The 13,531-nt window shown below is 38.4% G+C and carries 13 protein-coding genes; 4 read left to right on the top strand and 9 right to left on the bottom strand.

Annotation, left to right across the window (positions count from 1 at the left end):
• Window positions 1-2 precede the first annotated feature (2 nt).
• The 3 genes from rmuC to ABN099_RS12170 form a co-directional block, all read right to left on the bottom strand.
• The gene (gene rmuC / locus ABN099_RS12180; RefSeq protein WP_349464057.1) at window positions 3-1,343 is read right to left on the bottom strand and encodes a DNA recombination protein RmuC; all 1,341 of its coding nucleotides are present in this window, start codon (window positions 1,341-1,343) and stop codon (window positions 3-5) included.
• 102 nt (window positions 1,344-1,445) lie between these two features.
• The gene (locus ABN099_RS12175; protein WP_349464056.1) at window positions 1,446-1,976 is read right to left on the bottom strand and encodes a DedA family protein; all 531 of its coding nucleotides are present in this window, start codon (window positions 1,974-1,976) and stop codon (window positions 1,446-1,448) included.
• A 70-nt stretch (window positions 1,977-2,046) separates the two neighbouring features.
• A complete protein-coding gene (locus tag ABN099_RS12170) occupies window positions 2,047-2,829 on the bottom strand; it encodes a tyrosine-protein phosphatase (protein WP_349464055.1) in 783 nt (260 codons plus the stop codon).
• Window positions 2,830-3,109: 280 nt separating this feature from the next.
• On the opposite strand from ABN099_RS12170, the gene ABN099_RS12165 reads away from it, so the two are divergent.
• Together ABN099_RS12165 and ABN099_RS12160 are read left to right on the top strand one after the other, a co-directional pair.
• The gene (locus ABN099_RS12165; protein ID WP_349464054.1) at window positions 3,110-3,361 is read left to right on the top strand and encodes a helix-turn-helix domain-containing protein; all 252 of its coding nucleotides are present in this window, start codon (window positions 3,110-3,112) and stop codon (window positions 3,359-3,361) included.
• A complete protein-coding gene (locus ABN099_RS12160) occupies window positions 3,362-3,511 on the top strand; it encodes a hypothetical protein (RefSeq protein WP_349464053.1) in 150 nt (49 codons plus the stop codon).
• A 194-nt stretch (window positions 3,512-3,705) separates the two neighbouring features.
• Here the strand turns inward: ABN099_RS12160 and udp are convergent, their stop codons facing one another.
• Window positions 3,706-4,464: a uridine phosphorylase gene (udp, locus tag ABN099_RS12155; protein ID WP_349464052.1), complete on the bottom strand. Its 759-nt coding sequence runs from the start codon at window positions 4,462-4,464 to the stop codon at window positions 3,706-3,708.
• 756 nt (window positions 4,465-5,220) lie between these two features.
• On the opposite strand from udp, the gene ABN099_RS12150 reads away from it, so the two are divergent.
• Window positions 5,221-5,613 (top strand): YidB family protein, encoded by a 393-nt coding sequence (locus ABN099_RS12150; RefSeq protein WP_349464050.1) that lies wholly within the window; start codon window positions 5,221-5,223, stop codon window positions 5,611-5,613.
• 96 nt (window positions 5,614-5,709) lie between these two features.
• Here the strand turns inward: ABN099_RS12150 and ABN099_RS12145 are convergent, their stop codons facing one another.
• Together ABN099_RS12145 and metE are read right to left on the bottom strand one after the other, a co-directional pair.
• Window positions 5,710-6,537 carry a hypothetical protein gene (locus ABN099_RS12145; RefSeq protein ID WP_349464049.1) on the bottom strand — a complete coding sequence of 276 codons (828 nt, stop codon included), beginning with the start codon at window positions 6,535-6,537 and terminating at the stop codon, window positions 5,710-5,712.
• 190 nt (window positions 6,538-6,727) lie between these two features.
• A complete protein-coding gene (gene metE / locus ABN099_RS12140) occupies window positions 6,728-9,001 on the bottom strand; it encodes a 5-methyltetrahydropteroyltriglutamate--homocysteine S-methyltransferase (RefSeq protein ID WP_349464047.1) in 2,274 nt (757 codons plus the stop codon).
• A gap of 106 nt (window positions 9,002-9,107) precedes the next feature.
• Here metE and metR point away from each other — a divergent pair, with 106 nt between their 5' ends.
• Window positions 9,108-10,061 carry an HTH-type transcriptional regulator MetR gene (gene metR / locus ABN099_RS12135; RefSeq protein WP_349464046.1) on the top strand — a complete coding sequence of 318 codons (954 nt, stop codon included), beginning with the start codon at window positions 9,108-9,110 and terminating at the stop codon, window positions 10,059-10,061.
• Here the strand turns inward: metR and ABN099_RS12130 are convergent.
• From ABN099_RS12130 to ABN099_RS12120, 3 genes are all read right to left on the bottom strand, one after another.
• Window positions 9,976-10,848 (bottom strand): carboxylate/amino acid/amine transporter, encoded by an 873-nt coding sequence (locus ABN099_RS12130; RefSeq protein WP_349464045.1) that lies wholly within the window; start codon window positions 10,846-10,848, stop codon window positions 9,976-9,978. The two genes, metR and ABN099_RS12130, sit on opposite strands and share 86 nt — an antisense overlap.
• 2 nt (window positions 10,849-10,850) lie before the next feature.
• Window positions 10,851-12,500 (bottom strand): Na+/H+ antiporter, encoded by a 1,650-nt coding sequence (locus tag ABN099_RS12125; protein ID WP_349464044.1) that lies wholly within the window; start codon window positions 12,498-12,500, stop codon window positions 10,851-10,853.
• Between the two features lie 402 nt (window positions 12,501-12,902).
• Window positions 12,903-13,409 (bottom strand): GNAT family N-acetyltransferase, encoded by a 507-nt coding sequence (locus tag ABN099_RS12120; RefSeq protein WP_349464043.1) that lies wholly within the window; start codon window positions 13,407-13,409, stop codon window positions 12,903-12,905.
• Window positions 13,410-13,531: the final 122 nt, after the last annotated feature.

The raw sequence follows: 13,531 nt of genomic DNA, 5'->3' as shown, positions 1-13,531 counted from the left end.
AATCAATCAGAAGTTGACTTTTCAACGAGATCATCATCAATCGTTTTTTTTATTTCAACCCCTAAGGATTTAAAGCTTTCTGCTTGACTAATAAGGTTTCCACGACCTTCTGAGAGTTTTTTCATCGCTAATAGATAGCCAGACTGCGCTTTTTGAATGCTATTTCCTAGCCCTTGCATATCATCAACGAAAAGTCTTAATTTGTCATACATTTTAGCCGCTCTGTCAGCAATTTCTTGTGCATTTTGGCTTTGATATTCATAACGCCATAATGCAGCTATTGTACGCAAAGCAACAAGTAAAGTAGATGGTCCAACTAACATTATATTATTTTTTAATGCTTCTTCTAACAGATCAGGTGCATGACCAATAGCAACAAGGTAAGCAGGTTCTATTGGTATAAACATTAAAACATAATCTAACGAGGTTACGCCTGGAAGCTTATGATAATCTTTGGTGCTCAATCCCCGAATATGCGTTCTAATTGAGTTTACATGAGCATGAAGTGCTTGTTTGCGTTCATTATCATCATGACTATTAAAGTACTTTTCATAAGCCACCAGCGACATTTTAGCGTCAATAATAACATCTCTACCATGAGGCAAATGAACAATCACATCAGGTTGATAGCGTCCACCGTTTTCATGGCGAATACTGACTTGTGTTTCAAATTCATGCCCTTCACGTAATCCGGAGGATTCTAATATCCGAGCAAGAACGGTTTCACCCCAGTTTCCTTGTATCTTATTGTCACCTTTTAAAGCATTAGTCAGGTTTACTGCTTCTTGCGCCATTTTCACATTCAATTGTTGAAGTTGGCGAATTTCATGAACTAAGGTGTGTCGCTCTCGTGCCTCTTGCCCAAAGCCATCTTGAACTTGTCGGCGAAAGTTCTCTAATTGCTCACGAAAAGGAGAAAGTAGATGGGTTAAACCTTGTCTATTAAGCTCTTCTGCTTTGCGCCCACTTTGTTCAAAAATGCGATTAGCTAAATTTTCAAACTGCGTTGCCAGACGTTGTTCACTGTTTAACAGTAAACGCTGTTTCTCTTCAGCAGATAATCGGCTCTCTTCCCAACGTGTTGTTACCTCTCGAAGTTCTGCTTCTTGAGAGGTAATAATTTCACGCTGTGCACGTAACTCTTGCTCTAGTTGCTCTATATGCTGTTGTAATGATGGAATAATCGCACTTTTTTCTTGTGCAATTGCAAGCTGTGTATAGTTATCACGTAGCATGGTTTCTTTGTCTGATAAGCGCTGTTGGATAAGCCACCAAACAAGGATCCCTCCAGTGAGTACACCGCCTAATAAACCAATGATCCCATATAACAACTGAATATCCACTAAAGTGACCTTTTTACTTTCCAGCGGGCTACGTTAAAGCGCATAGATAACATTGTCTAGCAACAATTCATATCATACGTTGATTTGCGATAAAGTACGCAGTTATCCCACCCATTTAGCAAGCCATTGCAAACCAAACGCACCGGGTGCCAAAATACCAAACGCCCATATCATCGCTGAAACTAAATTAGCGACCTGAAAGTAACGCTGTGGCATTGCACAAATACCCGCAACTAGGGGCACGACGGCGCGAAAAGGTCCAAAGAATCGACCAATAAAAACCCCCCATACCCCCCAGCGATTAAAAAAATGATGCCCTCTAACTAATACTTGAGGAGAACGCGAAATAGGCCACATATTTCTTACGCCATCTTTATAATGGAAGCCAATCCAATAAGAGAGCCAATCACCGAAAAAAGCCCCTAAAGCTGCGGCTAACCATATAGGCCAAAAAAATAATCCACTCTCGCCAATTAGAGCACCAAGCCCCAATAAAATAACAGTCGCAGGTAATAACAGTGAAATAAATGCCAGTGATTCGCCAAATGCAAGAAAGAACACGATAGGGATAGCCCAAATTTCGTGTTCTTTTACAAAGAAAGTAATGGTGTGAATAATGTCTTGTACAGTCAAAATAGAGACCTTAATTCAGTTAAGCTAATTAAAATAAAAAAGGGCGATTAACTGAATATAAATCACTTTATTACTCTAGAAAATAATTTTGTAGTTTATCTCTACTATTAGCATCCAAGCCAATATCTTTTTCTAGCCAAGTATCAATATTGCCATAATGGCGATTAATGCTCTCTAGTGCAGTGTGTAAAAAGGCTTCTTGCACTGAATACACATAAGCAAATTTATCAACAATATTCTCACTTAACGTCTTTGCATGCTCTTTTAATAAATAGTCACGATAAGGAGCCAGTGTTTCATTCGTTAACAAATAATCTTCCATTACAACTTCCGGTGATGCACCTAAGGCAAACAACACTAACGCGGAACCGACTCCAGTTCTGTCTTTACCAACAGCGCAATGTTGCACCACACCACCTTTTTCTGGTTGCTGTAATAGCGTTGCTAATTGTTTATATGCTGGGTTATTAATTGGCAACAAATCATATAACTTAAACATAAAATCTTTAGCATCAAACTGTTCAAGTAATTCAGGTGTTAATTTCTCTAGGTCTGCGGAGACCTCTTTTGATAATGGATTCGCAGGTGCATGATAATATTGCGCACCATTCCAAACTCTATCGGGTTTATCAACAATTTCGCTATTATCGCGGTAATCAATTATTTGAAATAAATTTCTATCAATAAGAAGTGATTGATCACTATCTGTTAATCTATCGAGTGATCCCGAACGAAATAGCATACCCGATTTAATCACACCACCATTGTTAAGTTTTTTTCCGCCTAAATCACGAAAATTAATACCACCTTTTAAAGGCAATACCGAAGGATGTATCTGCAAAATATCAGTCATAACGCCTCTTTTCATTTTTTGTATTGTTCAGACTCTAACGACCTTAACAGAAATGAGGTTCTATTGTCATTTCATATTAACTTAATGAATTAATGCATAAAAAATCTCTAATATTTTATTATTTTGGAACTTATTTGTATTTAAAATCTCATTTTATCCCCTGTAGCGGTTAAATTGATTTTATCCTCTGTAGAGGTTAAATTAGCTTTATCCCCTATAGGGGTTAAATTGATTTTATCCCCTGTAGGGGAGAGTGGAGATGACTATTATTGGGGGCTAAATGAAGATAACCACACCCGCTATGTTGTCCGCCGCCATGCGAGATCAACGTAAGCAAAGCAAACTGACTCAGGCACAAACTGCAGAACAAGTTGGTATCAAACAGACAACAGTCTCTGATTTTGAGAACAAGCCTGAATCAACGAAGCTCGAAACGTTATTCAAAATACTCGCTTCTTTGGATCTGGAACTCCATGTAGTGAAACGTGGTTCAACACTAAATGAAGGTAAGACTTGGAGCAAGGAGTGGTAAGTGATGGAAATACATGCCGAACCTCTGGATAAAAAACAAATTGAAGAACTGCTAGACGGTTACCAACCCGTTCCCCTTGGAATCAAAGAAGATGTGGACTTTCGGATCTCCCTTGCTGGAGCTCAAGAGAAAATAGCACTACTGTATTAACTCAGCTACCAGCAGATTTCCCTGAGCACATAAGTAATGCCATTTTTGATGGATTATCCAAGCAAGCCGATAAGATCAAAAGATGGATTAGCATTAAGGGATGATTGTATTGGACATAAAAAAACCCCAATAATTGGCTATTCAATCATTGGGGTCACTTCAATTAAGGGCTTTTAACATTCAAGTTAACAAACTTATTTCATTAAAATGCGAGCCGCTTCAATCACGATACCGAGTGCATTATTTTCTGTTTTCTTCAGTAATTCAGCATCTGGAATTTCTTGTTGAGTACGATTGACGATAACACCAGCAACCATACCTGCGCGTAAACCTTGGCTTGCACACATTGTCAGCAATGTTGCAGATTCCATTTCGTAGTTCATTACGCCCATTTCTTGCCACTCTTTCATAGAACCTTGAAAGCGACGAGTTACACGACCAGTGTAAGTGTCATAACGCTCTTGTCCTGGGTAGAAAGTGTCTGAAGATGCAGTTACACCTACATGTACTGTAGAACCATTATCTGTCGCCGCTTTATAAAGTGCATTCATACACTCAAAGTCAGAAACTGCTGGGTATTCTAATGGGGCAAAATGCAAGCTAGCGCCATCTAAACGAACTGCAGCTGTTGTTACTAAGATATCACCAACATTGATGTGTTCTTGAATAGCACCAGTTGTACCTATACGTAGGAAGGTGCGAATACCTAACTGAGCAAGTTCTTCAACTGCGATAGAGGTTGATGGACCACCGATACCAGTAGAGCAAACAATAACTGCTTTACCATCAATTTCGCCACGCCATGACGTGTATTCACGTAAAGAGGCCAGATGAACAGGGTTATCCATTAATTTTGCGATTTTTTCAACACGTTTCGGATCACCCGGAACTATTGCTAAAGTTGCACCCTGTAGGTCATTTTTAGTTAAACCTAAGTGAAATACATCAGACATATCGGACTCCTCAATGGGACAAAACCAATGTTCATTAAATTAAGACTTACTTTATCGGATCCCCAGACCTTTTTTAGTGACTAGCGTCACTTACAGCGAACCAAACAAAGTAACAATTTCATAAAAACGTGATTAGCATCACAAAATCTGACGTTCAAAATACATTTTCAATAAATGCCTTATGAATACTCACCTGCGTCAATCATTCGCAACACTAATGCCTACATCCTAATTATTAGTATAGATGCAATAAAGATCCTATTGAGTATATATACGCTAAATAATTCAATGTGCAGCTAGGCGACAAACGAATGAGTCGCTAGGAGCATACAATAGTATGTGACTAGTGCGAATAAACGAAGTCAACAACGATGCAACTTGAACAGATGCAAACATATACGCTAAATAATTCAAGGTGCAGCTAGGCGACAAGTGAATCTATTCCTTAAAAAAGGCTAGGAGCATACTAAAGTAGGTGACTAGTGCGAATAAACGCAGTCACAACGCTGCAACTTGAACAGATGCAAACATATACCCTAAATAATTCAAGGTGCAGCTAGGCGACAAGTGAATCTATTCCTTAAAAAAAGCTAGGAGCATACTAAAGTAGGTGACTAGTGCGAATAAACGAAGTCAACAACGCTGCAACTTGAAGTATGACGAGTATAGATGAATATAATAACTTCGCGTACACTACCCCCCTTTAAAATTAATATTTAATTTTGTGGCAATAATCATTTTGTCACCGGAGTAACCATGAGCTTATTTAACCAAATCGCAAGCCTACTTGGCGGTGAAAAAATCAATCAATACAAAACAGTACTAGACTGGGTTGAATCTCAAGGAGGAATTGAAGGTTTAGTTAAGCAATTTAATTCTGCTGGTTTAAGTGAGCTGATTCAATCATGGATAGGAACAAGTGCAAATTTACCGATTAATGCAGAACAGATTGTGCAAATTTTCTCATCACCTGTAATCAATGATCTAGCAACAAAGATTAATATGAGTGCGGGTGAAGCGTCTGAAATGGCAGCACAATATTTACCTAAATTAATTGATAAAGTCACACCTAATGGCGTTATTCCTGAAAATTTAGATTTAGTTAGTGCTGGAATGGATATACTGAAAGCTAAAATTTTTGGCGGCTGATAATACGCTATTCAATTAACTTGTTAGTACTATTGCTGGCGTTTTCTCACTGCTAACGAAAAGTAATGAGAAAACGCACCATAAACCATAATAGAACTACAGCAATCCTTCTGCTATTAATGCCTCATGAAAACGCTGTTTCTCTTCTTCAGTTGCTTGAATTCTCGCTAAAGGCACATCCAATGCATAAGGAATATTTTGTTGCGGATCGTAAACAGCAAGTACATAAGTATTGCCATTCACCTCAATAACTATTGGGGGTGTTTTTTTATTACCAGAATAAGCAATAGCGATCTCTTTTCCTGCTAAATTAATTTTATAAGTTGCAATAAATTGCTTATTACTAATAACCATTTTGGCAGGAATAGCAGTTAATTTTAAAGGTTTAGTGCCAACTGATAATAATGCTGCCTTGACTTTACTCGTCAATATTTGACGATAAATAAAAAAGATAACACTAAAGCCAAATAAGCCAATAAAAACAATCGTACTAATAAAGCGCAGCCACATATTATCTATCGCAACATCTACTGTCATTTTACTTATATCGTTTGCATCAGCAACAGGTTCAACAAGTACATCCTTTGAACCAAAGTCTAAAAAGGTAAAATTACGAGAAACTTCATTACCTTTATAACGCAAATCAACACTACAGTTAGTGATAATTAGAAGTTGAGAACGACAAGAACCTTTGATACTAGCATCTATAGGAACTGCATTTTCACTGATTTTATAATCATAAAGAATATTAGGAATTTGATAAGCACTAAATGCTGTTAGTGCAAACATGGTGATGACTAAGAATAAGGTGCGAAATAGCCCACTATCCCCTCTTAGAGGGACTAATTTTAAGGGTCTGGTTGGGAAAGCGTCTAATATTTTATCCGAAAGTTTAATGCTATTTTGCACAATAATAATATCCATAAAATCAAATAGTCTTCGCAGTATAACAACTGTTTAGAATATCAATAATAAGATTTCATCTCTATTTTTACTTTTTATACGCTCTCTAAATATATTATTTCTAGATATAGATTAATAAAAAAGCCCACTTTTTAGATAGTCAAGATTATCCGACAAAGTGAGCTCATTTAAATAAAACAATTAATACCTACTACACGTTTTGACGTAAATATTTAGCCGCTTCCACCATGTTAGCTAATGCCGCACGTGTTTCAGACCAACCTCGCGTTTTTAATCCACAATCTGGATTTACCCACAAACGTTCTGCTGGAATTCTTGATTGCGCTTTTCTTAATAAAGCAATAATCCACTCTACATTAGGCACATTTGGCGAATGAATATCATAAACACCTGGTCCTATTTCATTTGGATAATCAAAATGCTCAAAGGCTTCAAGTAATTCCATATCTGAACGCGATGTTTCAATGGTAATAACATCCGCATCCAATGCAGCGATAGAATCCATAATGTCGTTGAACTCGCAATAACACATATGGGTATGAATTTGGGTTTCATCATCAGCAATAGCGGCACTTAATTTAAAGGCATCAACAGCCCAATCAAGATAAGTTTGCCACTCTTCACGACGCAATGGTAATCCTTCACGTAAAGCAGGTTCATCGATTTGAATAATGCCAATACCTGCTTTTTGTAAATCATCGACCTCATCACGTAATGCAAGCGCTATCTGTTTTGCGATAGTTTCACGGCTCACATCTTCACGAGGGAATGACCAACATAAGATAGTCACAGGACCTGTAAGCATCCCTTTTACTGGTTTTTGCGTTAAGGTTTGAGCATAAGTAGCCCAATCAACCGTAATGGCTTCAGGGCGGCTAATATCACCAATAATAACCGGGGGTTTTACACAACGTGAACCGTAACTTTGTACCCAACCATTTTGAGTAAATACATATCCATCAAAGTGCTCACCAAAATATTCCACCATGTCATTACGTTCAGCTTCACCATGTACTAACACATCAAGACCTAGACTTTCTTGCTCTGCAATAGCTTGCTTAATATGTTCGCTGATATTTGTGCGATAATCCGCAGTATCAATACGCCCTTTTTTAAAGTCTAAACGGACAGTACGAATTTCCGTTGTCTGTGGAAATGAACCGATTGTTGTTGTTGGCCATAATGGCAGATTAAAGCGAGCACGTTGCACTTTAGCACGCTCGGTATAAGGTGACGTTCTTTCACTATCTTGTGCATTAATGGCATTTAAACGTGCTGCAACTTGCGCATTATTTACACGCGCTGAATGTTTGCGTTGACGAATAGGCGCACTATATTGTTCTAGTTGTTTATCATATTCTCCCGCAGGGGCATTTAATGCTTTGGTAAGTAAAGCAAGCTCTTCACATTTTTGAATCGCAAAAGAAAACCAACTTTTAACTTCATCATCCAACTTAGTTTCAGCATTTAAATCAATGGGGCTATGCAGTAATGAGCACGATGTACCAATCCACAATGGGCGTTTGCCTTTTAAACTAATCACTTGCTGATAACGCTGTGCTAAATCAGCTTTCCATACGTTTCTACCATTAATCACACCTAATGATAGCACCCAGTTTTCAGGCAATGTTTGGTGTAAATGTTGAATATCATCTTGACCCGCTGAAATATCAACATGAAGCCCGTCAACAGGTAATGTTTTAATGATATCAAGGTGATGAGTAATACCATCGAAATAGGTTGTCAGTAACAGTTTTACTTGTCCTGATAAGGCTTGATACGCTGTTTGATATGCATTTTGCCACTCTGTTGGTAAATCAAGTACTAATGCAGGTTCATCAATTTGTACCCACTCAATACCTTTCTCTTTTAATGCAGCAAGTACTTGCTGATAAACCGGTAAAATATCAGCAAGCAACGAAAGTCTATCGAACTCAGGACCTTTAACTTTGCCTAACCACAAATAAGTGACAGGACCGAGTAGAACAGGTTTTACTTTGTGACCTAAAGCTAGTGCTTCATCGACTTCATCTAATAGCGCTTTCCATGCGAACGTAAAAGATTGCCCTTGCTGGAATTCAGGAACAATGTAGTGATAGTTAGTATTAAACCATTTCGTCATTTCAGATGCCGCAGCAGGTTCACCAGAAGGCGCTCTACCACGAGCGACTCTAAATAACGTATCAAGACTCAAGTTTTCTTCTTGATTACGATGGCGAGGAGGCACGTTACCTAATAGTAGACTGGTACCTAATACTTGGTCATACCACGCAAAATCACCCACAGGTAATAATTCAACACCCGCTTCTGCTTGTTGTTGCCAATGGCGAGCACGTAATGTTTTGCCAACCTCTATTAATTCTTCTTGAGAAATTTTACCTGCCCAATAATTTTCTTGCGCCTTTTTTAGCTCTCTGTCTAAGCCGATACGAGGAAATCCAAGTGTGTGATTGCGAATTGTCATAATTAAAATCCTATTTTTAGCCGTCTAGATGTTTACACTTCTATAATCTACAGGTAGTGTATAAATCACAAGCGCAAATTTTTCATCAACAACCTGAAGGTTTCTCATGATAGAAATAAAACATTTAAAAACGATATTGGCTCTTGAGCAAACAGGATCCCTTGCTAATGCAGCCAATCAATTGCATCAAACCCAATCCGCTCTTTCACATCAATTTAGTGAATTAGAACATCGTCTTGGTTATCGTATTTTCGTGCGTAAAAGCCAACCACTACGCTTTACATCACAAGGAGAAGTGTTATTACGTTTAGCGCAAGAAGTACTTCCTATTGTGCGCAGAGCTATCGAAGAGTGTAATGAACCGGGTAGTGATAATCTTAATATTGCTATTGAGTGCCATAGCTGTATTCAATGGTTAACACCCGCATTACAGCAATATCGCCAAACATGGCCAGAAGTGAATGTTGATTTTCATTCAGGTGTGACATTTGACCCTCAACCTGCACTATTACAACAAGAGTTAGATGTGGTACTGACATCAGATATTTTAGACAATACGCGTTTAAACTATACCCCGCTGTTTGACTACGAAGTAAAACTTATTCTCTCGCCTGAGCATCCTTTAGCAAATCGCTTGCATATTCAGCCACAAGACTTGATTGCTGAAACGCTGTTTATTTATCCGGTACAAAGAGAGCGCTTTGATGTATGGCGTCACTTTTTGCAACCCGCAGGCATTACCCCACATTTTAAGCATGTTGATAACACATTATTGTTAATACAAATGGTTGCAGCTGGAATGGGAATTGCGGCACTGCCACATTGGGCGGTAGAGAATTTTGAGAAACAAGGATTAGTGGTAACAAAAACATTAGGCGAAGGATTATGGAGCCGATTATATGCAGCAAACCGAGCAGGAGAGCAGCATCAACCGGCAATTCGTGAATTTATACGCTCAGCGTGTCAGCATGCGATTAACAGCCTTCCTTTTGTGAAACAGGTCGGTGGATCCAACGCCGGTGTATCCAAAGAGATGCCACTATCAAGCTCGCGCCTATGATAAAACTAGGCCAATTTGGATGCTGCTGCCAAATAGAGAAATTCACTAATAATCCTGCTGGGACCATCATGTTATTCATAATAGCAAGGGTTCCAGCATCCACTTGTGTAGCACCATAGTTCCACATGAAATAGCCTATTCCAGAAGCACCTATTCCCAACCAGAGTAAAACGCCCCACTGTAGTGATGTTGTTGGCATCTTCTGCCAATCAGCAAAACACAATGCACCAATCAGTGAAACTGCAACGGCACCCAGATAAAACCATGAAAATGCATGATGCTGTGGAAGAGGATGTATCTCCATTAGTCGTTTATAACCCACTTGTCCGATAGCAAAGAAAATATTAGCAAGCTGGACTAATAACAATCCATACCAAAAATCATCACTCAAATGGTCATAACGAATAATTGCGGCACCTAATACAGCAAGAAGTGAGCTAAATACATAACCCCAACGTAATCGTTGACGCTCTAATAAGTCGTAGATTAGTGTGACATAAAGCGGAGTTAATACAGTGAAAAGTAAGAATTCGGCAACAGTTAAGTAGTTATAAGCATGGAAAACAAATAAATACATAATGCCTAACTGACAGGCTCCCACGCTCATATAGAGCAGAATGACTTTAGGTTTAATGCCTTTCCAACGTAAAAACGGCAAAAAGACTAAAGCAGCTAAAGAGACGCGAATAAGAACGGAAAGCCAACTATCAACCTGACCAGCAAGATATTCACCGATCAGGCTGAAAGAAGCTGCCCATAAGAGTGTTGTAATAACAAGCAGCCACATAATTAATTATCTTTCTCTACTAACAATGCTTCCATTAAATCCAGCTCATGAAGCAATAATTGAAGGGTTTCATTACTGATTTTTCTCGTTGCACGTAAATGATAAAGCTCACCACGTTCAGCTCGTAATGCAGTTAGGCGAAAACGTCTTTCGAGATCTTCCTCTAACATATTATGAACCATCTCATCTTGAGTCGCGGTTCGTCGTCTTAAATATCCTGTCACTCGTGATGCAACTTCATTAATTTCTTCAGCATCTAACTGCTCTTCTGTGCTGGCGGCTAAACGTTCTTCCATTTTATTAAGGCTAACAATTGCTACTTCTGCCATCACTTTTCGGGCATAACGCACTTCGTTTTTATCCGCTTCTTTATCTGTCGCTTGTATTCCTTTGAGTAAAAACGGTAACGAGATAATACCCACCAAAATAGAGAGCAAAATAACCCCTGCTGCGATAAAGATAATTTGATAACGCCCAGGGAAGGTACTGCCATCGGTTAAAAACAGTGGAATAGAGAGCGCACCCGCTAATGTGATCGCACCACGAACCCCTGCAAAAGAAGATAACCACAATTCTCGCGTTGTATAATTAGAAAAATCTAGAGGATGCTTTTTCATAAAGATACGGCTTATTTTCTTCATCAGCCATAACCAAGTAAAACGCAAAATCAGCAGTGCAAAATAGATCACAAATACCGCAGCAAACAGCATCCAGACTTCAACTTCTGGATCTAAATCAGCCTGAATAACAGAACTTGTCCAAATGACTGGAAGCTGTAGCCCCAGCATAATAAACACAAGGCCATTGAACACAAATTCTAACATTGACCAAACGCTATCAGCACGTAAACGCATCGCAAGGGGGGCATTACGAATAACACCTGATTTACTGATAGTCATACCTGCGGCAACTGCGGCAAGAATACCTGAAAAACCAATATGCTCAGCAATTAAGTAAGAAGCAAAAGGCAGTAATAACATAAAGACAATTTGCGTAGCAGGATCATCCCCACTCCAACGACTCATTAATCTTAATGATTTACTATAAATAAGGGTAACACCGATACCAGCGAGTAATCCCCCACCAGCAACTTTAAAGAATTCAAGGGTTGCACCACCAACAGTAAACACCATGGTGCCCATTGCGACTGCAACGGCAAATTTTAAAGCAACCAGACCAGAAGCGTCATTCATTAACGCTTCACCTTCCAAAATACCCATTATACGTTTAGGTATTCGTCCTTTCCCCACAATAGAAGAAAGTGCCACCGCATCGGTTGGCGAAAGAACCGCAGCAAGGGCGAAAGCAGAAATAAGTGGAATACTTGGCATCATCCAGTAAATAAGATAACCAATTCCCACAACGGTAACCATAACAAGCACAAGCACCAGAATAAAAATCTCTCGCCCATTTTGGATAAATTCACGCGTTGGAGTTTTCCAACCATCAACAAATAATAGTGGTGGAATTAATAGAACGAGAAATAATTCAGGATCAAATGTGACATGTAAACCAAACTGAGGCCATGCCAATAAAGCCCCGATAACAATCTGTATTAATGGTAACGGAATACGTAAAGGAATAACTTTTGTAATTACACCCGAAACTGAAACCACCAGTATTAAAATTAAAATAGTAAAGAAAATTTCCATGTTACCCTTACATGCCCATTTTTACCCTGAAAACTGCTATCTTCACACTAGATGAAAAGAACCCCTGCTAGATTGTCTAGATGATAAAGAACACTCGTGCTGAAAACTCTAAGCACTATGCCTATTCTTTACCTTTTCTTATTTTAAACTGATTCTCCTTTAACCCATGAGTAATCATTTAAAATTAAGATTAATCGTACTTTGATAGAACGAACTCATCTTTTAAGAGATAAACACACTTTTATTAACGGCATATGAAAAAGAAAGAGTACGTTTTTATTCCTATTTTTTGTTCTATCAATGTAATAGAGAGTATAAAAACGTAAAATATACAGTAGTTAGAAAAAAACGATGATGAAAAATGATATTTATGAAAAATAGTTATAAAAATGGAGTATTAACTTATGCTTCAATCTGTTTTAAACGTGCCATCATCACAACATCACAATATTTGCCATCTCTAAATGCAGCATTTCGGCGAGTACCTTCAACCTCAAAGCCAAATTTTTTATAGAGATTCAGCCCTCTTTCATTATCTGAATAAACTTCTAACTCTAATCGAGTCGCCGCTAACCAATTAAAAGCGTAATCAATAGCTGTGTTAATTAATAATTTCCCAACACCTTTTCCTGAATATTCGGCACCCACACCAATACCAAAGCTGACGATATGTCGACGTCGAGGATGTGAATCAAGGATCAAAGCTAAATGACCAGCGACTTGTTCATCAATAGTCGCAACAAAGTTAGGAATGCCCTTTTCTGCAAACTCAAGAAGTCTTTTTTTCCACATTGTGACTGAAGGATAAGGAAACTGACAAGTACATATATACAGATCTGGGTGCAAATATAATTGCTGTATTGCACCAGCATCTTCGGGTTCGCTATGTCGTATTTTTATTTCTTGCATATATTCTACCAAAAAATTAATAACCAGCCTGAATTTTGACAATAGCGAATAAAAGTAGATAAATAAATAGCAAAAAGGCGGAATAAAGATATATTCCGCCTTTTGTTATTAAACCTGATTAT

It is taken from the genome of Proteus hauseri, assembly GCF_040139125.1.
Lineage (GTDB): Bacteria > Pseudomonadota > Gammaproteobacteria > Enterobacterales > Enterobacteriaceae > Proteus > Proteus hauseri_B.
The sequence above is the reverse complement of the archived record's forward strand: the minus strand, read 5'-3'. Positions and strand labels throughout refer to the sequence as shown.

Coding starts and splice junctions, on each gene's coding strand:
- ABN099_RS12145 (WP_349464049.1), bottom strand. CDS start 6,537: ATGGATATTATTATTGTGCAAAATAGCATTAAACTTTCGGATAAAATA.
- ABN099_RS12165 (WP_349464054.1), top strand. CDS start 3,110: ATGAAGATAACCACACCCGCTATGTTGTCCGCCGCCATGCGAGATCAA.
- ABN099_RS12120 (WP_349464043.1), bottom strand. CDS start 13,409: ATGCAAGAAATAAAAATACGACATAGCGAACCCGAAGATGCTGGTGCA.
- ABN099_RS12125 (WP_349464044.1), bottom strand. CDS start 12,500: ATGGAAATTTTCTTTACTATTTTAATTTTAATACTGGTGGTTTCAGTT.
- ABN099_RS12170 (WP_349464055.1), bottom strand. CDS start 2,829: ATGACTGATATTTTGCAGATACATCCTTCGGTATTGCCTTTAAAAGGT.
- ABN099_RS12130 (WP_349464045.1), bottom strand. CDS start 10,848: ATGTGGCTGCTTGTTATTACAACACTCTTATGGGCAGCTTCTTTCAGC.
- metR (WP_349464046.1), top strand. CDS start 9,108: ATGATAGAAATAAAACATTTAAAAACGATATTGGCTCTTGAGCAAACA.
- ABN099_RS12150 (WP_349464050.1), top strand. CDS start 5,221: ATGAGCTTATTTAACCAAATCGCAAGCCTACTTGGCGGTGAAAAAATC.
- udp (WP_349464052.1), bottom strand. CDS start 4,464: ATGTCTGATGTATTTCACTTAGGTTTAACTAAAAATGACCTACAGGGT.
- metE (WP_349464047.1), bottom strand. CDS start 9,001: ATGACAATTCGCAATCACACACTTGGATTTCCTCGTATCGGCTTAGAC.